The organism is Devosia sp. Micro-HW1 (assembly GCF_056341075.1).
Genome location: NZ_CP094375.1, coordinates 408730 through 430587, shown reverse-complemented (window position 1 = coordinate 430587; position 21858 = coordinate 408730). Strand labels below are relative to the sequence as shown.

At 62.4% G+C, this 21858-nt stretch carries 22 protein-coding genes and 1 tRNA gene; 11 read left to right on the top strand and 12 right to left on the bottom strand.

The features are described from left to right. Window positions 1–7: 7 nt before the first annotated feature. Window positions 8–84: transfer RNA gene (locus MQW79_RS01980), tRNA-Arg, on the top strand. On the opposite strand, the gene MQW79_RS01975 is transcribed toward MQW79_RS01980, so the two are convergent. From MQW79_RS01975 to MQW79_RS01960, 4 genes are all read right to left on the bottom strand, one after another. Next, window positions 79–1098: a carbohydrate kinase family protein gene (locus MQW79_RS01975; protein WP_476586516.1), complete on the bottom strand. Its 1020-nt coding sequence runs from the start codon at window positions 1096–1098 to the stop codon at window positions 79–81. The two genes, MQW79_RS01980 and MQW79_RS01975, sit on opposite strands and share 6 nt — an antisense overlap. 103 nt (window positions 1099–1201) lie before the next feature. Beyond that, entirely contained in the window at window positions 1202–2092 is an 891-nt protein-coding gene (locus tag MQW79_RS01970; protein WP_476586514.1) for a siderophore-interacting protein, read from the bottom strand. Continuing rightward, entirely contained in the window at window positions 2089–3831 is a 1743-nt protein-coding gene (locus MQW79_RS01965) for an ABC transporter ATP-binding protein (protein WP_476586513.1), read from the bottom strand. Before MQW79_RS01965 ends, MQW79_RS01970 begins: the two co-directional genes overlap by 4 nt. A 79-nt stretch (window positions 3832–3910) precedes the next feature. Then, window positions 3911–5467 carry a sensor histidine kinase gene (locus tag MQW79_RS01960; protein ID WP_476586512.1) on the bottom strand — a complete coding sequence of 519 codons (1557 nt, stop codon included), beginning with the start codon at window positions 5465–5467 and terminating at the stop codon, window positions 3911–3913. A gap of 193 nt (window positions 5468–5660) precedes the next feature. On the opposite strand from MQW79_RS01960, the gene MQW79_RS01955 reads away from it, so the two are divergent. Together MQW79_RS01955 and MQW79_RS01950 are read left to right on the top strand one after the other, a co-directional pair. Next, the gene (locus MQW79_RS01955; RefSeq protein WP_476586510.1) at window positions 5661–6131 is read left to right on the top strand and encodes a CAP domain-containing protein; all 471 of its coding nucleotides are present in this window, start codon (window positions 5661–5663) and stop codon (window positions 6129–6131) included. After that, window positions 6121–6357, top strand: coding sequence for a sulfurtransferase TusA family protein (locus MQW79_RS01950; RefSeq protein ID WP_476586509.1), 237 nt, complete (start codon window positions 6121–6123; stop codon window positions 6355–6357). The genes MQW79_RS01955 and MQW79_RS01950 overlap by 11 nt, the downstream gene beginning before the upstream one ends. A 44-nt stretch (window positions 6358–6401) precedes the next feature. Here the strand turns inward: MQW79_RS01950 and MQW79_RS01945 are convergent, their stop codons facing one another. Next, window positions 6402–7559 carry a D-alanyl-D-alanine carboxypeptidase family protein gene (locus MQW79_RS01945; protein WP_476586507.1) on the bottom strand — a complete coding sequence of 386 codons (1158 nt, stop codon included), beginning with the start codon at window positions 7557–7559 and terminating at the stop codon, window positions 6402–6404. Window positions 7560–7722: 163 nt separating this feature from the next. Between MQW79_RS01945 and MQW79_RS01940 the strand changes: the two genes are divergently transcribed. After that, a complete protein-coding gene (locus tag MQW79_RS01940; protein WP_476586506.1) occupies window positions 7723–8292 on the top strand; it encodes a DJ-1/PfpI family protein in 570 nt (189 codons plus the stop codon). Between the two features lie 12 nt (window positions 8293–8304). Here the strand turns inward: MQW79_RS01940 and MQW79_RS01935 are convergent, their stop codons facing one another. Continuing rightward, window positions 8305–10761, bottom strand: coding sequence for a beta-glucosidase (locus tag MQW79_RS01935; RefSeq protein ID WP_476586505.1), 2457 nt, complete (start codon window positions 10759–10761; stop codon window positions 8305–8307). A gap of 86 nt (window positions 10762–10847) precedes the next feature. Then, window positions 10848–11282 (bottom strand): DoxX family protein, encoded by a 435-nt coding sequence (locus MQW79_RS01930; RefSeq protein WP_476586503.1) that lies wholly within the window; start codon window positions 11280–11282, stop codon window positions 10848–10850. Between the two features lie 131 nt (window positions 11283–11413). On the opposite strand from MQW79_RS01930, the gene MQW79_RS01925 reads away from it, so the two are divergent. Continuing rightward, on the top strand, window positions 11414–11851 hold the full coding sequence (locus MQW79_RS01925; RefSeq protein WP_476586502.1) for a winged helix-turn-helix transcriptional regulator: 438 nt from the start codon (window positions 11414–11416) through the stop codon (window positions 11849–11851). An 8-nt stretch (window positions 11852–11859) separates the two neighbouring features. Here MQW79_RS01925 and MQW79_RS01920 read toward each other — a convergent pair whose 3' ends face one another. After that, window positions 11860–12756, bottom strand: coding sequence for a division plane positioning ATPase MipZ (locus MQW79_RS01920; protein ID WP_476586501.1), 897 nt, complete (start codon window positions 12754–12756; stop codon window positions 11860–11862). 260 nt (window positions 12757–13016) lie between these two features. Between MQW79_RS01920 and MQW79_RS01915 the strand changes: the two genes are divergently transcribed. From MQW79_RS01915 to MQW79_RS01895, 5 genes are all read left to right on the top strand, one after another. Beyond that, window positions 13017–13169 carry a hypothetical protein gene (locus MQW79_RS01915; protein ID WP_476586500.1) on the top strand — a complete coding sequence of 51 codons (153 nt, stop codon included), beginning with the start codon at window positions 13017–13019 and terminating at the stop codon, window positions 13167–13169. Window positions 13170–13370: 201 nt separating this feature from the next. Continuing rightward, window positions 13371–13520, top strand: a complete 150-nt coding sequence (locus MQW79_RS01910) for a DUF1127 domain-containing protein (RefSeq protein ID WP_476586499.1) — start codon at window positions 13371–13373, stop codon at window positions 13518–13520. A 148-nt stretch (window positions 13521–13668) separates the two neighbouring features. Beyond that, window positions 13669–14229 (top strand): type 1 glutamine amidotransferase domain-containing protein, encoded by a 561-nt coding sequence (locus MQW79_RS01905; RefSeq protein WP_476586498.1) that lies wholly within the window; start codon window positions 13669–13671, stop codon window positions 14227–14229. A 43-nt stretch (window positions 14230–14272) separates the two neighbouring features. After that, a complete protein-coding gene (trmFO, locus tag MQW79_RS01900) occupies window positions 14273–15655 on the top strand; it encodes a methylenetetrahydrofolate--tRNA-(uracil(54)-C(5))-methyltransferase (FADH(2)-oxidizing) TrmFO (RefSeq protein ID WP_476586497.1) in 1383 nt (460 codons plus the stop codon). Beyond that, window positions 15652–16095, top strand: coding sequence for a YiiD C-terminal domain-containing protein (locus MQW79_RS01895; protein WP_476586496.1), 444 nt, complete (start codon window positions 15652–15654; stop codon window positions 16093–16095). The genes trmFO and MQW79_RS01895 overlap by 4 nt, the downstream gene beginning before the upstream one ends. 177 nt (window positions 16096–16272) lie before the next feature. Here the strand turns inward: MQW79_RS01895 and MQW79_RS01890 are convergent, their stop codons facing one another. The 4 genes from MQW79_RS01890 to yajC form a co-directional block, all read right to left on the bottom strand. Then, window positions 16273–17118, bottom strand: coding sequence for a phytoene/squalene synthase family protein (locus MQW79_RS01890; RefSeq protein ID WP_476586495.1), 846 nt, complete (start codon window positions 17116–17118; stop codon window positions 16273–16275). Then, window positions 17118–17507 carry an Mth938-like domain-containing protein gene (locus MQW79_RS01885; RefSeq protein ID WP_476586494.1) on the bottom strand — a complete coding sequence of 130 codons (390 nt, stop codon included), beginning with the start codon at window positions 17505–17507 and terminating at the stop codon, window positions 17118–17120. Before MQW79_RS01885 ends, MQW79_RS01890 begins: the two co-directional genes overlap by 1 nt. Window positions 17508–17646: 139 nt before the next feature. Next, window positions 17647–20214, bottom strand: a complete 2568-nt coding sequence (gene secD, locus MQW79_RS01880) for a protein translocase subunit SecD (RefSeq protein WP_476586493.1) — start codon at window positions 20212–20214, stop codon at window positions 17647–17649. 53 nt (window positions 20215–20267) lie between these two features. Further along, complete coding sequence (gene yajC, locus MQW79_RS01875; protein ID WP_476586491.1) at window positions 20268–20615, bottom strand: preprotein translocase subunit YajC; 348 nt, start codon at window positions 20613–20615, stop codon at window positions 20268–20270. 200 nt (window positions 20616–20815) lie between these two features. On the opposite strand from yajC, the gene MQW79_RS01870 reads away from it, so the two are divergent. Continuing rightward, the gene (locus MQW79_RS01870) at window positions 20816–21676 is read left to right on the top strand and encodes an ATP-binding protein (protein WP_476586490.1); all 861 of its coding nucleotides are present in this window, start codon (window positions 20816–20818) and stop codon (window positions 21674–21676) included. Window positions 21677–21858 lie beyond the last annotated feature (182 nt).

Below are 21858 nucleotides of genomic sequence, written 5' to 3'. Positions count from 1 at the left end.
AACGGCTGGTCCCGTAGCTCAGCAGGATAGAGCGCAGGATTCCTAATCCTGAGGCCACTGGTTCGAATCCAGTCGGGATCACCAGCCTTCCGGCTCATTGATCGCGTGTACGACATCTTCCGCAGCCAGCGGACCCTGGATGCCGACCTTGTGTCGCGCCAGGGCAAAGCCGAGTGCGGCGGCTCTCAGGGGCTGGCTGGGAGCATTGGCATAGGCCCAGAGGAAGCCACCGCAGAATGTGTCGCCGGCGCCATTGGCGTCCACCGCAATGAAATCGGCGGCGGGAGGGCGGGTCGGCAGGGCTTCTGCTGCGCCATGAGCATATAGGGTTGCGCCCGCATGGCTGCGCGCGACGATGAGCCAGCCGGGTGCCAGGGCTTTTCCTATGGACGCAACGGCATCGGGACCACCCAGCAGGGCAAATTCCTCGGCATTGAGATGGAGCATGCGTGTCTGGTGCATCAGGGCGGCAAGCCCCTGCCCACCCGGCGCGATCCAGGCCATGCCCGGGTCCAGCGAAACGATGAGATTCGGGTTCATTTGCCGCGCGGCGGCAAGGATTTCCGCGATCAGGCCGGGCGCGACAGTGTCGAGGAAAGACGTGACATGGATGATGTCGCGCCCCGCAATTTCCGTAGCCAGCAGATTGCGGTTTTCGTCGAGCCATCTGACGATACCGGCATTGGCGCCGAGCGCGGTGAGCAAGGTCCGGCCCGAGGGTTCGACCATGGCGAGGCAGGTGGCGGGCGGCAGTGGCGAGGTCGCTACCGCGGTAGTGGAGACGGACCAGTCGGTGAGCGCCTCGAGGTGAGGCTGTGTGCCATGGATGGAGCCAGCAATGCCGAAAAAGGCGAGGTCCAGAGGTGTGTCGCGGGAGAGAAGGGCAACGATGCGGGCGACGTTGAAGGCCGAGCCGCCGAGATGGGTCACCGCACCCATGCCCGAGAGGAGAGCGGCGCCGTTCTGGGCCAGCTCATCGGAAACAGGCGTCTCGACGAGCGGCGCGACGTCGAGGCCAAGCACGGGCAGCAGTTGCGCTGCCGCCTGTTCGACCACGACGTCGCGGTTCATGGCGCCCAGAAATCCGAGTTTTCTCATGCTCCGCTGGTAGCGCGGGGCCCTGAACGACACAAGCGGCGCCCGTCATTTTATGTCGCGCTTGCGAACCGCAAAACCGGTGTCCACTTTTGCTGCAAGCGCTTCAGAGGCCGTATTTTTCCAGCGTGGCGTAGTATTCGTCGCGTAGCTCTTCGACGTCGCGGCCGGACGACCAGGAGGCGTCGATGGCGTCCTTGACCTCTTGCGGCACTTCCTTCCAGCGGGCCTCCCAGGCCTCGCTGTCATTGGTCCAGTAGGAAACAAGTTCGTAGCGCTCGGTTGGAAGCTTCAGCTCCTGGCGGACGAACTTGCGGATCGCGCGCACAACCTTTTGCTCGCCGGCGACCCAGATATAGCCCGGAGTCGGCGAGAGCGGCATGGCCCTGACCACATCGGCCATGCGGCTTGGGGCCACGCCGTTGCCACTGCGGTGCAGCCAGGTGACCGTCGCGTAATCGTGGTACGGCAGCTCCTGCTCGTGATCGGCAGACGCGACTTCGACAAAGACGCGGGTCTGAATGCTCTTCGGAGACTGTTCAAGCATGCGCGAGAGCGCCGGTATACCGGTGGCGTCACAGACCAGCAACTGCCAGGCCGTATCATCGGGGCGGGCGCAGATGCCGCGCGGCCGGTTGATGGTGATCTGGTCGCCGGGCCGGGCCTTTTGTGCCCATTCGCTGGCGAGACCGCCTTTGTGGACGACGATATCGATATCCAGTTCGTTGGCTTCGGGGCGCAGCGCGCGTACGGTGTAGGTCGAACAGCGAATGGCGTCCTGGCCGCCATCGGGATAGGTCCAGCGGCCATTCTCGTCGATGACAGGCAGATGCAGGCGACCCGTCTTCTCGTTGGGGAAGAAGAAGCGCATGTACTCATCGGCCACACCGGTGCCTGGATACCCGGCAAGACCGTCACCGCCCAGAGTGAGGCGGAGCATGCCGGGCGTCAGGTAGCGCGTCGCGAGGACGCTCGCGTCGTAGAAGATCTTGGTCATGCCGAGGTCCTCGCTTTGGCGAGACCGCCAAACTGCGCAGAATGCAGGTGGGCATAGGCCCCATTGCGGGCCAGCAGATCCTCGTGTGGGCCTTGCTCTACAATGCCGGTTTCGTCGACGACGACAATGCGGTCGGCATGCTGGATGGTGGCGAGACGATGGGCGATGACCAAAGTCGTGCGGCCACGAGACAGCTCGGTCAGCGACTGCTGGATGGCCAGTTCCGTGGCCGTATCGAGAGCTGAAGTGGCTTCATCGAGAACCAGGATAGGCGGGTTCTTGAGGAAGATGCGGGCAATGGCGACGCGTTGCTTCTGTCCGCCGGAGAGTTTTACGCCCCGCTCGCCAACGACTGTATCGAGCCCCTTCGGCATACGGGCCACAACATTTTCGAGACGGGCCTGGCGAACCGCCGCCATGATCTCTTCGTCGCTGGCGCCAAGGCGGCCATAGGCGATGTTTTCGCGCAGCGTGCCGCCGAACAGGAATACGTCCTGCTGCACGATGCCGATCTGGTTGCGGAGGCTCGCCTGGGTCATGTCGCGGATGTCGATGCCATCGATGGTGATGGCGCCGTCACTGATTTCATAGAAGCGCGGCAACAGGGCGCAGAGCGTGGTCTTGCCGGCGCCGGACGGGCCGACAATGGCCACGGTCTCCCCTGCCCGCACCGACAGGCTCAGCCCGTCGATGACCTTGCGGCCGCCATGCTCGTAGGCAAAGCCCACATTGGTGAACTCGATGTCGCCGCGCAGGTGGTCGACAACCCTGGCGCCGGGCTTGTCGGCAATGTCGGGCTCGGTATCGATCAGGTTGGCAAAGCGGGTAAAGCCGGCAATGCCCTTGGGGTACATTTCGAGGACCATGGTGATCTGGTCGATCGGCTTCATGAAGACATTGACCAGCAGCAGGAAGCTGACAAATCCCCCATAGGACAGGTCGCCCGAGGTGACCAGCCAGGCGCCGAACAGCATGACGGCCAGCTGCACCAGACGCGTCGAGAGGAAGGTGACGACGTTGCTCGCCGTCATCAGGGCATAGGCCTGGAGCTTGGTGGTACGGTAGGCCTCGTTATTTCCCGCGAACAGCTTTTCCTCGTGCTGTTCGTTGGCAAAGGCCTTGACCACGCGAACGCCGCCGATGGAATCCTCGACGCGGGTGTTGAAATCGCCCACCCGGCTGTAGAGCTCGCGCCAGTTGCGGTTCATGCGCGCGCCATAGGTGGACACCAGCCAGGTCATGATGGGAACCATGACGACGGTGATGGTCGCCAGCTGCCAGTTGGTCATGAACATCAGCACGAAGGCGCCCAGGAAGGTCATGACGGCGAGGAACAGGTCTTCCGGGCCGTGATGGGCGACTTCGCCGATGTCCTCGAGCCCCTTGGTGACGTGGGTGATGAGTTGGCCGGTCTTGTTGTTGTCGAAGAAGCGGAAGCTCAGTTTCTGCAGGTGATTGAACACCTGGCGGCGCATATCGGTCTCGATATGGATGCCCAGCATGTGGCCGAAATAGTTGACCACGCCGCGCAGCACGGCAGTGAGAATGTAGATCAACAGCAGCACGATGCTGGTCAGCAGGATCAGGCCGAAATCATTCTCGGGCAGCAGCGTATCGATGAAATAGGCCACGGCCAGGGGGAAGGCCAGTTCGAGCAGGCCAGCGACGACGGCGCTGCCGAAATCGAGCGCGAAGAGCCCCTTATAGGGGGCGTAGTATGAGAAAAACCGCTTGAGCATTTTAACTTGACTTGAATAATCCGGTTACCCATTGCCCCATTCACGCCAATGCTACAAGCGCAAAAAGCGGGCAATCGGCTCACTGCCGCGTGGAATGCCCACCAACAGCGAGAGCCAGGTCTGCGTCGAAGCGGGTTCCGGGATCGGAGGTGAAGCGGTGAGTTCCGCCCATCTGCGCGACGACGCCCCGCACGAGACGCAAGCCCATGCTGACAGGTTGCTCGGGTTGGTCGCCCATGCCGGGACCGTTGTCGGCGACGGTCAATTGGCAGCGGCCGCCGCCCTTGTCGCGCAGGGTTACCGTGATGATGCCGCGTCGCCCGTCGACAAAGGCATATTTGAGGGCATTGGTGATCAGCTCGCTGAGCAGCAGGGACAGCGGCGTTGCGTGATCGCGGTCGACGGCAGCGTGGTCCAGATCGTAGACAATGCGCACATCGACGCCATAGGCCTGAACGACTTCGTCGACCACCACCCGCACCAGGTCGTGGGCGTCAATGTCCTCGTAGCTGTCGTGCTGGTAGATATGCTGGTGCATGGCGGCCATTGCGCTCAGGCGGCTCAGCAGGTCAGCCTTGGCCCCTGATGGCATATCCTGCATGCGCACCAGGGACTGGATAGACTGGAGGTTGTTCTTCACGCGATGGTGGATTTCGCGGAAGAGCATGACATTGGTTTCGTTGGCCGCTTCGAGATCGGCTCGCCGTCGCGCATCGCGACGCAGCAACTGCAATATCCAGAGGCAACCGCCGACGAGCCCAAGCAGGATCGGCGCGGCGATGAAGAGCACGGAAATGATGGCGCCGCGCAGATTGTTCCAGGTCTCGTTGGTGGCGATGGACGCCAGAGCGAGGATCTCGGTGCCAGGGACCGCGCGGTAGCTCACGACGCGGGAAATACCATCGATTGGCGAGGTTTCGGAGAAATAGGTGCCCGCTTCGGCCTTAGGCAAATGCTCCACGATCAGTGCATGACCGGACAGATCGATCGGTTCGGTAACGCCGGGATAGCGAGCCATGAGCTCGCCGTCGCGCCGGACGAGGCTGATGGTCGAGCCAGCATCGAGATCGAGATCGGACCAGAAGGACTCCACCAGGGCATTATTGAAGGACACCATGACGGCGCCGGAGAACTCACCATTGCGGGTTATCCGGCGCGAGAAGACGAAGAGGCTTTCCTGGGTGAGCCGGCTGATCAGCAGGCCCGAAGTGTAGAACGCGGCTCCGTCCCGCAGGACGGTGAAATATTCACGGTCAGCGACGTTTACGGATTGCGCGCCCGGCACGGTGGAGAAGAGCGTGTGGGCGTCGGCATCGATGATGTAGACATCGATCTCCTCGGGAAGCCCCTCGACTGCCGCCTGCAGGATGTCCGGATCGTTGCCGAGCGTAGGCCCAAGCGCCGCATCCACCCGCCGCAGCGTCTGATTAGCCACCTGCTCTATCCAACCAGCATTGGTGGCGACAACCTGTGCGGCGGCCTGGGAGCGTTCCTCGAGGCGCGTGCGGGTCTGGCCAATGGCCTGGAAGACGAAATAGGCGAATACGCAGGCAAAGACTGCGACACAAAGGGATAGGATCGCAACCGCAACAGTGGCGGCGCGCACTTCCCCAAATCGGCCCTTGGTCACATCCACGGCGCCGCCTCCCCACAATGCTGCCCTTTTTTGCAGGCTTTCGTTGCGTCGCATAGACCCAATCAGACGATTACCCTCAGCGCACCCTTCACGAAGCCAAATTGGTAGCAGTGACGCAGGTTTGCACAATTAAGACGGTGGAAGTCCTGGCGTGGTATTTGCCTCGGCAACACGGTGTAGCGAAAGGAAAGACATGAAAAACCTCCATGCAATGCTGGCAGCGGGCGCCGTCGCGCTGATTCTGGCAGGGTGCTCCTCCTTCAGCGGGCCCGCCTCGCCCGGTGCGCTTTCATCGGGCCTCTCGGCGCGCATGGACCAGCCCAACGCCACCTTGAACAGCCAGGAGGCCATTGGCCTCATCAACGCCTATCGCGCCACGCGCAACATGCCGCCCCTGGTGGCCGATGCTGGTCTCAACGGCACGGCACAGGCGCTGGCGAGCCAGTATGCACAGACCGGCACGGCCCCGACCAAGCCGCAGGCGCTGGCGCAGATGAAGCTCAGCGCGGGCTATGCGACGTTTGCGGAGACTTTCTCGGGCTGGCGCAACAATGCCGCCGATGCCGTTGGGCTCGCAGCACCCGCCAGCAAGGCCGGTATCGCCGTCGCGTTCAACCCGACGTCGAGCTACGGCGTGCACTGGGTGCTGGTCCTTGGCAATTGACGGCCAACTCATCGACGCCAGGGGGCTTCGATGCCCCCTGCCCGTGCTGAAGCTGGAAAAGCTCCTGGCACAGGTCGAGGCTGGGACGGTCATCACCGTTCTGGCCACCGACCCCATGGCCAAGATCGACATACCATTGTACTGCCGCCAGAACGGCCACGAGTATTCGGCTGACGAGGCTGACGGCGTGTTTCGCTTCGCAGTGACAAAGGTTCAGGCGCCCTAGGACTCCAAGCCAATCCCGCGATCAGCACGGCGGTGGATCGGCTATCAGAGATCTGCCGGGCGCGGCCGTGGCAGGGCAATATTGACGCCACTCACGGCAATGCCGGGACGCAGGGTGCCCTCCACAGCCGCACTTTCGACTGGGGCCGGCGCGGAGAACATCGGCACATGCATCGGGCGCGGACGCGGTAGGGCAATGCCCGAGCGCGTGCGGCCGAGGTCCACAGCGGTATATTCGCTGAGCAGGATATCGTCGTTGAGGTAGCTGGGCTGATCTTTGAGCCCCATGGGAAAGGCCGCTTCCTGCGCCGCTGCGTAGGCCTTGGCTTCCTTGCCACAAATCTGCGGCCGCATGTCGACCGGGGCCATGCCTACATTGTTCTGAAGGGTCAGCACGGTCTGCCCGTTGGGACGAAGCTGACCGCTGAATGCCTCAAGGAAGAGGCCGGCAGCACGCTCATTGCGATCGCGCGCAGAAGAGCCGCCCAGGACCACGGCCATAAGCCGGCGGCCGTTGCGATCTGCGGTGGCGACGATATTGAGACCAGAAGCGCAGACATAGCCGGTCTTCATGCCGGTGGTGCCGACAAAACCCTCAAGCAGCCCGTTATTGGACTCCATGCGCTGCTTGCCCAGGTTGACGACGCCGGTGTGGAACATCGGCATGTACTGGGGGAAGCTCTGCTCGATATAGAGAGAGAGCAGGGCCAGGTCGCGCGCGCTGGTCACCTGGGCTGGATCGTGCAGGCCATGCGGATTGACGAAATGGGTGGCGGTCAGCCCCATGCGCTGGGCAGCGTTGTTCATCTTGGCGACGAATTCGGCTTCCGTGCCGCCAACAGTCTCGGCGATGGCCACTGCGATGTCGTTGGCCGACTTGACGATGAGAATGTACAGCGCGTCCTTGAGGCTGACTGAACTGTCGATTTCAAGGCCAGACTTGCTGGGCGCCTGGTTCCAGGCATTGCGCGAAATCCGGACCGGGGTCTCCAGCGTCACGGTTCCCTGCGCCAGTTGCTCGAACACCACATAGGCCGTCATCAGCTTGGTCAGCGAGGCCGGATGCCATGGCCTGCCGGCATCTTTGGCGTAGAGCACTTCGAGCGTCGCCCGGTCGACCACCAGCAGCGGGTTTGCCCAAGCCGGTGCAAGACTTGCAAGGGACAGCATCAGGGCGAGAACGAGGCGGCGGACAAACGGCAAGACGGATCGACTCCGGGCGGAACGGTCAGGAACGGCGAACCTCTTAGCAGCGGGGCGGATCAAGCTCAAGGAAAGCCCACCCGCCTGACAGGGGTGTGAAGGTGCTGACAGGAGTTGTCAGCGCGCTGGGCGCATGGTGCAGCAACAGAGACAGGAGACTGCCATGACGACCATTGTGACGATCCTCACCCCCGGCTATGCGGACTGGGAAACAGCCCTGCTCAATGCCGGCGCGCGGGAATATTACCGGATCGACACCCGGTTCGCGACGCCAGGGGGCGAGCCTGTAACCTCGGCGGGTGGCTTAAAAGTGCTCCCCAATCTGTCGGTGGAAGACATCGAGATCGACCGCGTGGACGCCATTATCGTCAATGGCGGGACGATCTGGTCGACGCCGGACTATCCTGACATCGACGCGTTGCTGCGCGAAGCCCATGCCGCCGGAAAGACCGTGGGCGGGATCTGCGACGGGGTGATGGCGCTTGCCCGGGCGGGCCTGCTGGACGATGTGCGCCACACGGCCAACGGTCCGGAGAGCCTGCCGGGCACCGGTTATCGCGGCGCAGCGCACTATGTCGGATCGCCGCGCGCCGTGCTGGACCGGCGCGTCGTCACCGCACCCGGCACTGCACCGGTGAGCTTCATGGGCGAAGTGCTGAACTCGCTGGGCCTGCGCACTGGCGACCTGGATTTCTATCTTGGCCTCTACGCGGCCGAGCACCAGGCCGCCTAGAGCGGTTTGGCGTCACACCGCCAGCATCAGCGTGGTCGAGCGATTGACCGTCCAGGCCAGCGATAGGGCAGCCGACGACTGGCCAATGCGGATCGTGAAGCTGCCCGCCTCCACCAGCCAGTGGCGGGCCGTTTCGCGATACCAGGCAAAGGCCCGGGAATCGAGCAGCAAGGTCACCGAGCGGGACTCGCCCGGCTCCAGATGGAGCTTTTCGAAGGCCTTGAGTTCCTTTGCGGGGCGCGGCTCGGTGGATTTGTCGTCGCTGACATAGAGCTGCACCACAGTCGAGCCGGCGCGGGCGCCGGTATTGGTGGCCGTGAGCGAGACGACGAGCTTTCCGTCGCTCTCGAACCCGGAGTCATCGATGACGAGGTCAGAGAGAGCGAAGTCGGTGTAGCCGAGGCCGAAACCGAACGGATAAAGCGGGGTCATGCCGAGGCGGTCGTAATGGCGATAGCCGACAAAGATGCCCTCCTCATAGCGCACCTTGCCTTCGAGGCCCGGATAGACTTCGCGATCCTGGCTGTGGGCCGGGTTGTCGGCCCAGCGGACCGGGAAGGTCTGCGGCAGGCGGCCACCAGGTTCGGCGGCACCGGTGAGCACATCGGCGATGGCATTGCCCGCTTCCTGGCCCGGATACCAGGCTTCGAGGACCGCGGCGACCTTGTTCACCCAGGGCATTTCGACCGGGCCACCGGTTTGCAGCACGACCACGGTGCGCGGATTGGCGGCGGCGACGGCTTCCACCAGCTCGTTCTGGCGGCCGGGCAGCACAATGCCCGGCAGATCGCTGCCCTCGGTGTCCCATTCGCCATTGCGGCCGATGAAGACAATGGCCGTCTCGGCAGCGCGGGCGGCTGCGACGGCTTGCTCGATCTCGGCGTCGCCCATGGGGCGACCGATACCGCAGGCGAAAGCGGCGAGGCCGAGGGTGGCAAAATCCTTGGTGGCGAATTCGATGACGATCTCGTGGGCGCGGCCGGCGGTGAGGTCGAGCGTGCCGACGACTTCGTCGCAGCCTTCCTCGAAAAAGGTGCGGCCCTTGGTCCAGTGGGTCCAGGCATCGGCGATCAGCTTGCCGTCGACATGGACCTTGGTGAAACCGGCCGAATAGATGCCGACGCGGTGGGTGCCGCTGACCTCAGGCGTAAACGTTCCGCTGATGCGGGCGGAGAAATGCAGGGGGTCGACCTTGCCCTCGGCGACATGCCCGATCCAGAAGGCCTGGGCATCGTCCATGGAGCCGACGTAAACCGGTTCGCCCGACAGGGTCTGGTTAGCGAAGTATTCCACCTTCATGGTGCCGCGCAGCAGCGGCTCAAAGCGGTGATTGGTGCAGCCCGTGGCGTAGGACAGGCGGGACTCTCCCAGAGCACCCACAAGCCCCTCCCACGGTGAAACGCGATAGTGGGCGTTGAGCTGTGCCGAGCCGCCACCCATGATCTGGGCTGTTTTGGCATTGGGGCCGATGACGGCAATTTTGTCATTGCCCGACAAAGGCAGTACGCCTTCGTTCTTCAGCAGGACCGCGGCGGCCGCACCGGCCCTGCGAATGAGAGCGCGGTGCTCAGGACGATCATCGGCGCGTTCCTGATGCAAGCGGTGATCGTCCAGCGAGCCAACGCGCTCCATCAGCCGCAGCATGGCGAGGACGCGCCTGTCGAGGGTTTGCTGGCTGACCTCGCCGGAATTGACGGCGTCGATCAGCTTCTGGCCGCGGTCGCGGGCCGGGCCGGGCATTTCGAGATCGAGGCCGGCATTCACGGTGGGCGCGGTGGAATGGGAGCCGAACCAGTCGGACATGACGATGCCGTCATAACCCCATTCATCGCGAAGGACGGTCGAGAGCAACCAGTTGTGCTCGGAGGTAAAGGTGCCGTTGAGGCGGTTATAGGAGCTCATGACGCCCCAGGTGCCGGCCTTCTTGACCGCATGTTCGAAGGGAACGAGATAAATCTCGCGCAGGGCCCGCTCGCCCACTTCGCTCGAAATCGTAGTGCGCTCGATCTCGCTCTCATTGCCGACGAAATGCTTGATCGTGGCGCCGATCCCCTGCCCTTGCAGGCCCTTGATGTAGCCGACGGCAAGGTCGGCCGAGAGGATGGGGTCTTCCGAATAGCATTCGAAATTGCGGCCGTTGGTGACCGAGCGGTGGATGTTGACGGTGGGCGCGAGCAACATGTGCGCCCCCTTCGATTTGACTTCGTCCGCAAGTGCTGCGCCGATTTCGGTGATCAAGGGAACGTCCCAGGTGGAGCCCAGGGCAATGCCGACCGGGAAGCTGGCGGACTTGACGCCGCCGATCAGCGAGCCGCCGCCACGCGCACCATTGGGGCCATCGGTGACGCGCAGCTTGCCAATACCGAGCCGCTCAACCGCAGGAACGGACCAGAAATCCTCGCCAGAAAGCAGCGAGACCTTTTCCTCAAGGGTCAGTTCACTCAGCAAAAGGTTAATGCGGTCAGTCACGTCGGTTCCTCCCAGAACGCACTATTGGGCGCAAAAAGACAGTCCCGGACCGGGACTGTCAATCGTTCTACCTGTCGTAATTCTCCTCAGCGCGCGCTGATCGGCGCTTTGCGGGTGCGGCCCCAGAGCACGAAGAGAGCGAGCGCCAGGAGGATCAGGTTCATTGGCAGGACCATGAATTCGCCGCGCGAAATGTGAACACCCATGGCGAGAACCTGGATGACCGAAAAGCCGAGGGCCGCGAGCGGCGTCAGGACCGGCAGGATGCGCGTGGCGGCCGGCAGGATGATGCCGATGGCACCCAGCACTTCCATCGTCCCGATAAAACGCGTGAGCATTTCGGGATAGTCGCCGGCATAGCCCATGCCGGACGCAACGAGCGCGTCAATCGGCTGGGTGAGTTTCATATAGCCGGCCATAGCATAAACGGCGGCCAGCAGAATTTGCGCGACCCAAAGGCCGATCGTCCAGCCTTTTGCTCCGCCCGTGCTGCCTGACTGCGCATAACTGGATTGGCTCATGGCCCCCTCCTCCAATGAGTGTGAACTGCTCCGCGTCGCGGGGTCATTTCACTTCTCCGGCGACGCACTGGTATATTCCGGTAACTGTGTTTATATTTGTGCCTGAGTTACGACTGCAAGGAGGCACAGAAATGTCACTGCCTGACAAGATTCCATCCCTTTCCGATACGTCCCAGCATGCCAACTGCACTGCCATGTCGGACGTGCTGAACCGGATTGGCGACAAGTGGAGCGTCATGGTCGTCGGCATTCTCGGCCGCAACGGCACGCTGCGCTTCAACGAGCTCAAGCGCATGATCAATGGCGTCTCGCAGCGCATGCTGACGCTGACCCTGCGCAATCTCGAGCGCGATGGCCTGGTGACACGCCAGATCTATCCGGAAGTCCCGCCGCGCGTGGAGTATAGCCTCACTGAACTGGGCAAGACGCTGCAGGTGCCAATCAGTGCCCTGTGGGACTGGTCAGCCGACAACCACCATGCCATCGTCGAAGCCCGCGCGATCTATGACTCACGAGAGACCGCTATTGCGGCAGAAACGCCCCGCAAGGTTGCCTACGCGCGCGGCTAGTCGCTCAATCAGGAATCGCTGCCGGCCATATGGGCGAAGCGGTTTACGTCGCCGGAGGGTGTGGAAAGCACCTCCAGGCGCGCTTCTGCACGTCGGCTCGATGGCAGGTTGAGCGCATTCACCAGGGCACGATATTCCTGCCGCGCGCTCATATGCGACATAGAGGGCACGCCCCCCAACAAGTCATCATCGAGCGGATCGAACACGGTCATGCCGGTGGCAAACAGCGAGCGGAAGATGACGCGTTCGGCAATGCCATCGGCAACCCGGCAACCGAGGCGCATGGCTATGCGCTCGAGCATGGTCTGGACCTGGCGCATGTTGCGCGAGGACAGCATGGAGATGCGGTTGCGGACCAGCACCCAGTCAATGTTCCGCCCATCGATGGAGAGTCGCTCGGAGCGAGCCCGCTGCACCAGACGGGCATAGTGGCTGAGCTCGCGTGGCTCGCCGGTAACCGGATCAACCTGCGCCATGACGCTGAGATCGATCAGGCTGTCATTGACCGGTGTGACGAGCGTGTCGGCCAGGGAATGGGCGAGACGGGCCAGATTGGTGTCGAAGCCCGGCGTGTCTATGACGATGAAGTCGGACTTGCCCTCGACCTCGCCAATGGCCTGGCGGAACAGGTCGAACTCTATGCGGTGATTTTCACGGGCAGAATCCCCCCGCGCCAGCGGCAGGTGAAAGTGGGTCGTGTGCGGCAGGCTCAGACCCTTTGCCCGTGCCCAGTCGCGACGATTGCGAACATAGTGAGTAAACGTCTGCTGGCGGCTGTCGACATCGATGGTCGCGACCTTGTGGCCCTGGTACAGCAGATAGATAGCCAGATGAAAGGCGGTGGTCGACTTGCCCGACCCGCCCTTTTCGTTGCCCACGACGATGACATGCGCGCCTTGCCGCACTGTCGACTCCCCAAATCAGTTGGCCGGAGTGTGTTGATTTGGGACGCTTCGCACAAGGGGAAACATGGTGACCAGACGGTAAAGCCCCTTATGTGGCGGCCAAACCACGGGATTTTCGCCTTTCCTGACGGCCAATGCGACAAATTGGTGAACAATCCATGCAGTTCACGCATGAAGCGCCTGCCCTATGCGGGCTAGCTGGAGCGTGTGAAGGGGCGCATGCTTTGCCCGTACAGTGAACTCCGCAAGGGATTTTGCCCATGTTTGTACGTGCCGTGTGGCGCCTGAGGCGCTTCGTCGACATCAAGCAGACGTTGCGGGAAATGGACGTTCCCTCGACGCGTGATGCCGACATATTGGGGATTTCCGGACCTGACTTCTCGAAGATGACGAAGTCGTTGTTCGACCGCTGATCTGTCCCCAGCCTTGAATCCATGCCCGTGGCCGCCGGGCTGCCATCCGGCGGCCACGCTCTTGTCCCGGATATGAATGATGAATGAATAGGCACTGATCAAGCCTTGCACAAAATGCATGGCATGTTTGACCAATCTCTAGCTGCACGATCAGGTTAGCTCGGACTATATCTTTCCTTGCAAACGACAGGAGACTTTCAAATGGACATCCGCAAGACTTTCAAGAAGTGGGCCGCTTACCAGCAGACCGTCCGTGAGCTCGCCGCTCTCGACAACCGTCAGCTCAGCGACCTGGGCATCTCGCGCACCGATATCAGCCGTGTTGCCCGTAACCATGCCGACGCTCTCTAAGGCCGCCGGCCTCGTTACCTCGATCCGAACGCTCGCCTCTCTCTGAGATGCGGGCGTTTTCGTTTCTGCAGCCCGATGTGATCGGCGGCAGCGGAACGATCACCCTGTCCTTTCGTTGGCCCGGCACACGCAACGACAGGAGAAGCAAATGCCACAGCTCGATGGCAAATCGATCGCAATTGTCGCGACCAATGGATTTGAACAATCAGAACTTGAAGTTCCTTTGAACCACCTGCGCGAGGCGGGGGCCAAGGTTGAGGTGGTCTCGCTGGAAGCAGGCGAAATCAAGGGCTGGGACAAAAAGGACTGGGGCCGGAGCGTGGCTGTTGATCGCGTGATCGGCGACGTGTCGGCGGATCAGTATGATGCCGTGGTGCTACCCGGCGGCCAGATCAATCCTGACCTGTTGCGCGTCGAGCCCAAGGTCATCGACTTCATCAAGGCCTTCTGGGCGCAGAAAAAGGTGGTCGCGGCCATCTGCCATGCGCCGTGGTTGCTGGTCGAGGCCGGCATTGTCGACGGTCGCAGAGTGACGTCATACAACTCGATCAAGACCGACGTGATCAATGCCGGCGGGAAGTGGGAGGACAGCCCGGTGGTCACCGACCAGGGTCTGGTCACCAGCCGCAATCCCGGCGACCTCGACGCTTTCTGCAGCAAGATCGTGGAAGAGATCAACGAAGGCCGTCACGAGCGGCGCGCAGCGTAATCTCCGATTGCCCAGACATGGCGGGCTTGATATCTCGCTCGTCATGTCAAACGAACCCATTCACATCATCGGCGGGGGCCTGGCTGGCTCCGAAGCCGCCTGGCAGGCTGCAGAAGCGGGGGCGAAGGTTGTCCTGCACGAAATGCGCGGCATCAAGCGCACCGATGCGCACGAAACCGACGCCTTTGCCGAGCTGGTCTGCTCCAATTCCTTCCGCTCGGACGATCACGAGCAGAACGCCGTCGGGCTGCTGCACGAGGAAATGCGACGCTGCAATTCGCTGATCATGCGCGCTGCCGACCAGCACAAGCTGCCCGCCGGAGGCGCGCTGGCAGTGGACCGACACGGTTTTTCGGGCGCGGTGACCGAGGCGATCAACAACCATCCCAATATTACCGTCATCCGCGAGGAAATCGCGGGCTGGCCGCCGGACGAGTGGAAGCATGTGATCATCGCCACAGGCCCCCTCACCTCCCCGGCTTTGGCCGAGGCGGTGTTGGAAAAGACCGGCGAGGATTCGCTGGCCTTTTTCGACGCGATTGCGCCGATCGTCCACTATGACAGCATCAATCACGACATCGCCTGGAAGCAGTCGCGCTACGACAAGGCCGGCCCCGGCGGCACGGGCGCGGACTATCTCAACCTGCCGATGGACAAGGACCAGTACTTCGCTTTTGTCGAAGCGCTGAAGACGGCGCCGCTGCACGAGTTCAAGGACTGGGAAAAGGTCCCCTATTTCGACGGGTGCCTGCCTATCGAGGTGATGGCCGAGCGCGGCGTCGAAACCCTGCGCCACGGGCCGATGAAGCCAGTTGGCCTGACCAATCCGCGCAACCCGACCGTGAAGCCCTATGCCATCGTGCAGTTGCGCCAGGACAATGCGCTGGGCACGCTGTGGAACATGGTCGGCTTCCAGACCAAGATGCGCTACGGTATTCAAACGGAAATCTTCCGCATGATTCCGGGCCTTGAGAATGCGCAGTTTGCGCGGCTGGGCGGATTGCATCGCAACACGTTCATCAACTCGCCCAAGGTGCTGTCGCCGGACCTTAAACTCAAGGTTGATCCGCGTATCCGCTTTGCCGGTCAGGTGACGGGCGTGGAGGGCTATGTGGAGAGCGCGGCTGTGGGCCTCATCACCGGCCGCATGACTGCGGCCGAAGTGCTGGGTGGCTCGCTGGCGACGCCGCCGATAACGACTGCGCTGGGTGCCCTGATCGGCCACATTACCGGCGGCCATATCGAGGCCGAAAGCTATAGTGGCGCGCGCAGCTTCCAGCCGATGAATGTCAATTTTGGGCTGTTTCCCGAAGTGACCATCACAAAGCCGGAGGGTGTCAAGCGCTGGCGCGGTCCGGAAAAGACCATTGCCAAGCGCCGGGCAATTACCGGTCGCGCCCTCGAAGACCTCAAGGCCTGGGCATGACCCCGACGGCACTGGCTGACTACCTGCACCAGCATATTCCGCTCTCCCGAGCCATGGATGTGTCGGTGCTGGAAGCCAGTGCCGAAGCCGTGGTGGTGGAGGCCCCGCTCGACCCCAATATCAACGTGCATGGCACCATGTTCGGTGGCAGTGCTGCCGTGCTGGGGCTGCTTGCGGCCTGGTCAGTGCTGCATCTGCGACTGGAGGCCGAGGGCATTGCCAACCAACTGGTGATCCATCGCACCGAGATGGAGTATCTCAAGCCCATCTCCGGGACGGCACAGGCCATGGCGCGGCTTGATGCCGCCGATTGGGACGGGTTTGCCCATATGCTGGAGCGACGCCATAAGGCGCGGCTGAAAGTAACGGCAGAGCTGGTCTACGAGGGCGACGTGGCGGCGCGGCTGGTGGGGGAGTTCGTGGCGATCGTGGAGCGATAGCCCTCCATCCCGCGCATCTCATCCTTCGTCATTGCCGGGCTTATCCCGGCAATCCATTACCCGGCATTCGCCGCCCCATCGTGTGGACCACCGGGACAAGCCCGGTGGTGACGATGGGGTCGGTTATGCGGCTGAATGCCAGTTGCGCGTGCTTTGCGGCCGTCACGCTACGACTGACTACCTATTTCTTAGCGCCCACCAGGTCAGCCGCGAAATCTTGCGCCAGTCAGCCTCATCGGGCGGGGCGGCAAAGGGGCCGGTGGACGTGGTCTCCCATGCGGCCAGCTGGGCTTCGAGCAAAGCAATTGCCGCGAAGGCAGGACGCAGCGTGGCAGGAAGAGCGGCAATGGCCTTTCGTGCCTTGTCTAGATGGCTATCTGCAAGTTCCGCGATCTGGCTCAGCGCGGCATGGAGGCCTTCACTTTCCTGGCCCGCAAAAATCTCGCCCTCGCGTACGCCATTGGCCTCGAGAATGGACCAGGGGAGCATGATCCGGCCTTGTGCCGAGACGTAGCCGAATGCGCGCAGGTGCCCGATCATGGCCTGGGCAACACCCAGATGGCCCGCGGCATCGCCTTCGGCAACTGGTTCTCCACCGTTGAGAATCATCGCCGCCAACTGGAAGAGCGTGGAGGCGGTTTCCCCGGCATAGCCCTCGAACGTCTCGAGATCGGGCATGGGATCATCGTAGAGATCGAAGCGGCGGGCGCCGATGAGGCGCTGCAGCGTGCCGACCGGCAGGCCATACTGTTCGATGGTGGTCAGCAGCGCGTCGGCAAGGGGATTCTGCCGGACGGAGCCATGTCCATGGCCGGTGAGCGCGTCATTCCACCATTGCAGCCGGATTTCGCCGGGCTGGGGGCCGGAAACGCGCTCCCGTACGGCGGCAATGTCGGCATTGAACGCATAGAGCGCCGTGATGGCGGGCCGCTGCTCGGATGGCAGGACCAGGGTGGCGAGGTAGCGATCCTTGTCGCTGGCGCGCAGGGCGTCGGCGGCGAAGGAAAAGCTCTCAGCGGGCATCAGCGTGCTTTCTCAACGGCGATGAGGGCAGCGCCGACAGCGCGTTCCTCGGCGAGGAGCACATTATAGGTGCGCACGGCGCCACCGGTCTGGGTGGCTTCGATGATAATCTTGCGATCGCGAAACGCCTGCCGGATAGCAGGGTCGATGGCCACGATCTCGGTACCCAGACCAATCAACAGGACATCGAGCTTTTCGGCCTGATCCAGCACTGGCTGCAGGCTTTCCAGCGTCAATTCGGCGGCCGAAGCAATGTCCCAGCCAGTCATGCCGCCGGGCAGGCAGAGCAAGGAGCCCCGATGAGACATGTCGGCAAAGCGAAAGCCACCATTGCCATAGGCATCGATGCCGACCTGCTGCGGAAAACGGGCAATGGGAGTTTCGGCCACGGTGTCATTCCCGCGACAGCGGGGACCTCTATTTCACGTCAAATGTCCAAGACGGGGCGCCGGCTTTCAAGGCCCCTCACTCGCCGCTACGCGGCGACCCCTCCCTGAGGGGAGAGGCGCGGATGCAGACGCATCGGCCCTAGACCGAGGCCCCGTCATTGGTCTTTTTCTTGCCCTCTTCCTCGGCGGCGACTTCCTCGTCAGTCTTCTGCTTGAGGCCGAAGTTGATGAGGATGGGGCCATTGATGATGACCGAGGAATACATGCCGACGAGCGAGCCGAAGGTCATGGCGATGGTGAAGCTGCGCAGCGCCTCGCCGCCGAACAGCACCAGAGGCACGAGCGCCAGGAGCACGGTGAACTGCGTCAGCGAGGTTCGCACGATGGTCTGGTTGATCGACAGGTCGATCAGCTCAGGCAGGGGCATCTTGCGGTACTTTCGCAGGTTTTCGCGGATACGGTCGCTGACCACCACGGTCTCGTTGAGCGAGAGACCAACCAGCGTGAGCACCGCGGCGATGGAGCTGAGGTTGAATTCCAGCCCCGTCAGCGAGAACAGGCCGATGGTCATGATGATGTCATGCGACGTCGTCGTGACCGCAGCCAGGGCAAACTGCCACTCGAAGCGGAACCAGATGTAGATCAGGATACACAGCAGCGCGATGACCACGGCAATGGTGCCGGTCCAGGCGAGTTCGCCTGAAACGGTGCCACTGACGGCCTCGACGCGGCGCACTTCGTAATTCTCGCCTGCAAGTGCATCTGTGACCTGCTGCACCGCCACCTGGTCGGCGGACTGGCCGCCTTCCTGCGCCTGGACGCGCACCAGCACGTCTTCGGGCGTGCCAAAGCCCTGGACCTGGATTTCGCCCAGATCGAGACCGGAGAGCAATTCACGCACCTGGCCGACATCGGCCGGGCTGCCGACATGCTGGACCTCAATGGCCGTGCCGCCGACGAAGTCGATACCCAGGTTGAAGCCCTTGGTGAAGGCAGCGCCAATGGAGACCAGCGACATGATGATCGAGAGCGCGATGACATAGCGCGAGATCTTCATGAACGGGATCTTGGTACCGTCAGGAATGAACCGGAAATGCTGGATCTTGAGCACCTTGGGACGGGTGCGCTTGTACCACAGGTGCACCTGGTAGGAGGTGACCGTGTAAGAGGTGAAGAGCGAAGTCAGGATGCCGAGGCCGAGCGTGACAGCAAAGCCCTGCACCGGGCCGGAACCCATGAAATAGAGCACGACGGCAGCGACGAGCTGGGTCAGGTGGGAGTCGACAATGGTGCCCCAGGCGCGCTCGAAACCGGCATTGATGGCCTGCAAGGGCGATTTTCCGGCCCTTTGTTCTTCGCGCATTCGCTCATAGATCAACACGTTGGCATCCACGGCCATGCCGATCGTCAGCACGATACCGGCTATGCCTGGCAGAGTGAGCGTGGCGCCGAGCATGGAGAGCGCGGCAAAGATCAGCACGATGTTGAGGATCAGCGAGATGTTGGCGAAAACACCCCAGATGCCATAGGCTATGACCATGAAGGACAGGACCAGCACGGACGCCACGATACCGGCGGTGAGACCGGCCTGGATGGAGTCGGCGCCGAGGCTGGCATCAACGGTGCGCTCCTCGATGACGTTGAGGCTGGCCGGCAGAGCACCGGCGCGCAGCAGCACTGCCAGGTCGTTTGCCGACGCGGTGGTGAAGCTGCCGCTGATCTGGCCCGAGCCCCCGGTGATCGGCTGCTGGATGACCGGCGCGGTGATGACTTCGTCGTCGAGGACAATGGCGAAGCGCTGGCCAACATTGGCCGAGGTCAGTTCGCCAAAGGTGATGGCGCCACGGGTGTCAAACTTGAAGCTGACAACCGGGATGCCGCGCTGCTGGTCATAGGCCGGCTGCGCGTCGACGAGAGATTCGCCGCCAATAGCGACATCTTCGTAAAGCAGCTCGCGGCCGCCATCCTGGCTGGGCAGGATCATGGTACCAACGGGCAGGCCCTGGGCCTCGGCCTGGTCGGCCGTCATGCCCGGATAGACCATGTGGAAGGTCAGGCGTGCGGTCTGGGAAATGATGTTCTTGAGGCGGGTGGAGTCGCCGAAGCCAGGCACCTGCACCATGACGCGGGTATCGCCCTGGCGCTGGATTGTCGGTTCGGTGGTACCGAGCTCGTCAATGCGCGAGCGAATGACTTCGATGGACTGGGCCACCAGCGAACTCATGCGCTGGGTGACGCCCTCATCGGTCAGGGTAATGGTGAGCTTGCCATCGGGCGTTTCGCCAAAGGTCAGCTCATTGGTGCCGGTACCGGCCGAAAACAGGCTGTTGCTCAGCGTGTTCTGCAGGCCCTGAATGGCCGTTGCAGCGGCTTCCTTCTGGGTCGGGTCAGTCAGTTCGATGGTGATCGAATTGGTGGCCGGATCGGTGGTGATGATGTTGCCGATGCCGTTCTGGTTGGCCAGAACGTTGCGCGCATCGCGCCGCAGGTCGCTCAGGCGCTGCTCGACAATGCCGTCGCGGTCCACCTCAAGCAGCAGATGCGAGCCGCCCTGCAAGTCGAGACCAAGCACGAGGCCAGGTTGCGGCAGCCAGCCCGGAAGGGAATCCTGGACACTCTTGGGCAGGAAATTGGGCGCTGCAAGCAAGATGCCGGTAATGGCGACGAGCAGAATTATGATTACGCGGAACGGCGACTGTTTCATCAAAGGCGTCCTGAAAAGACATAAGGCCGGAGCCTTGGCTCCGGCCGGTTCGGCCCTTAGGCCGGCTTGTTATCGTTGACCGGTTCGGACTTGGAGCGAACGTCGGCGACCATGCCGCGGACGACCTTGACCTTCACACCAGTGGCGATCTCGACCTCGAGATCTTCGCCGTCAACGGCCTTGGTAACCTTGCCGACAAGGCCGCCAGTGGTGACGATGGTATCGCCGCGGCGAATGGCCGAGAGCATGGCCTGCTGGGCCTTGAGGCGCCTCTGCTGCGGACGGAAGATCAGCAGCCAGAAGATCAGCACCAGGAGGGCGATCGGCATAAGCTGGATGAACACGTCAGCCATGCCGCCGGGGGCTCCAACCGCGTCCTGCGCATAGGCGGGCGTTACAAACATCAAGCGAACTCCTTATCGAATCTTTTTCATGAGTTGGTGGAAGGGGCGGCCCGGCCCAGCTACTCGTGGGTGTGGACGCTATCGGGCTTGCCTGCACTTGCGCCCCGGCCAAAATCGCGCGGACTATACATTTGGGGTTTGCTTAATGCAAAGCCAATAAGGGCGCGCAGATTGCCGCGCCAAAAGTGAAGGACCCAAGGGTGAAAACCAAGGACTATCTGGGCAGGATTGCCGATGCGCTCGAAACCATAGCGCGCACCATGGCCCAGGACGGGAAAACCAGCTTTAAGCTCGATGAGGCCGATGCCTATCACTGGCTGGGCGAAGACGGCACCATGCTGCCGGTGCCCAAGGTGAGCCGTGTGCCGCTCAACATGCTGAAGGGCATCGATCATGTCCGCGACCTGCTCCTGGCCAATACCGAGCAGTTCGCACGCGGCCACGGCGCCAACAATGCCCTGCTCTGGGGTGCCCGCGGCATGGGCAAATCCTCGCTGGTGAAGTCCATCCATGCCGATATCGGTGCACGCGAGGGGTTCGAGCGGCTGGTTATGGTCGAAATCGCGCGCGAGGACCTCGAAACGCTCCCTGCCCTGATGCGTGCAATTTCCGACCAGCCGGCGCGCTTCATCGTCTTCTGCGATGACCTGAGCTTTGACAGTGGGGAAACCAGCTACAAGTCGCTCAAGACCATTCTGGACGGTGGCCTCGAGGGCCGGCCGGACAATGTGCTGTTCTACGCCACTTCCAACCGCCGCCACCTGATGCCGCGCGACATGATCGAGAACGAACGTTCGACCGCGATCAATCCCAGCGAGGCGGTGGAAGAAAAGGTGTCCCTGTCGGATCGATTCGGCCTGTGGCTGGGCTTCCACAATTCTGACCAGGACACTTACCTGGCCATGGTCTCGGGCTATGCCGACTATTATGGCCTCGCCATCGATCCGGAGACGCTGCGTGCGCGTGCCATCGAATGGGCGGCGACGCGCGGGGCGCGGTCGGGCCGCGTGGCCATCCAGCTGGTGCGGACGCTGGCGGGTGAAGAGGGCAAGGCGGTCTAGATCCCCTGGCCGTATGCATCTGTCTGGATACCTACCCATCGTCACCACTCGGTTGATCCGGGTGGTCCAACTTTCTCTGCAACGTGGATTGCCGGTACAAGCCCGGCAATGACGACGCAAATCGAGCAGGCGCGATGGAAAAGAAGAAGGCCGGAGCACCACTTCCGGCCTTTTCGCAACTC

Excerpts from the sequence above, each read along its gene's own strand:
- MQW79_RS01975 (WP_476586516.1), bottom strand. The coding sequence starts at position 1,098 with ATGAGAAAACTCGGATTTCTGGGCGCCATGAACCGCGACGTCGTGGTC.
- MQW79_RS01970 (WP_476586514.1), bottom strand. The coding sequence starts at position 2,092 with ATGACCAAGATCTTCTACGACGCGAGCGTCCTCGCGACGCGCTACCTG.
- MQW79_RS01965 (WP_476586513.1), bottom strand. The coding sequence starts at position 3,831 with ATGCTCAAGCGGTTTTTCTCATACTACGCCCCCTATAAGGGGCTCTTC.
- MQW79_RS01955 (WP_476586510.1), top strand. The coding sequence starts at position 5,661 with ATGAAAAACCTCCATGCAATGCTGGCAGCGGGCGCCGTCGCGCTGATT.
- MQW79_RS01940 (WP_476586506.1), top strand. The coding sequence starts at position 7,723 with ATGACGACCATTGTGACGATCCTCACCCCCGGCTATGCGGACTGGGAA.
- MQW79_RS01930 (WP_476586503.1), bottom strand. The coding sequence starts at position 11,282 with ATGAGCCAATCCAGTTATGCGCAGTCAGGCAGCACGGGCGGAGCAAAA.
- MQW79_RS01925 (WP_476586502.1), top strand. The coding sequence starts at position 11,414 with ATGTCACTGCCTGACAAGATTCCATCCCTTTCCGATACGTCCCAGCAT.
- MQW79_RS01915 (WP_476586500.1), top strand. The coding sequence starts at position 13,017 with ATGTTTGTACGTGCCGTGTGGCGCCTGAGGCGCTTCGTCGACATCAAG.
- MQW79_RS01910 (WP_476586499.1), top strand. The coding sequence starts at position 13,371 with ATGGACATCCGCAAGACTTTCAAGAAGTGGGCCGCTTACCAGCAGACC.
- MQW79_RS01905 (WP_476586498.1), top strand. The coding sequence starts at position 13,669 with ATGCCACAGCTCGATGGCAAATCGATCGCAATTGTCGCGACCAATGGA.
- trmFO (WP_476586497.1), top strand. The coding sequence starts at position 14,273 with ATGTCAAACGAACCCATTCACATCATCGGCGGGGGCCTGGCTGGCTCC.
- MQW79_RS01895 (WP_476586496.1), top strand. The coding sequence starts at position 15,652 with ATGACCCCGACGGCACTGGCTGACTACCTGCACCAGCATATTCCGCTC.
- MQW79_RS01890 (WP_476586495.1), bottom strand. The coding sequence starts at position 17,118 with ATGCCCGCTGAGAGCTTTTCCTTCGCCGCCGACGCCCTGCGCGCCAGC.
- yajC (WP_476586491.1), bottom strand. The coding sequence starts at position 20,615 with ATGTTTGTAACGCCCGCCTATGCGCAGGACGCGGTTGGAGCCCCCGGC.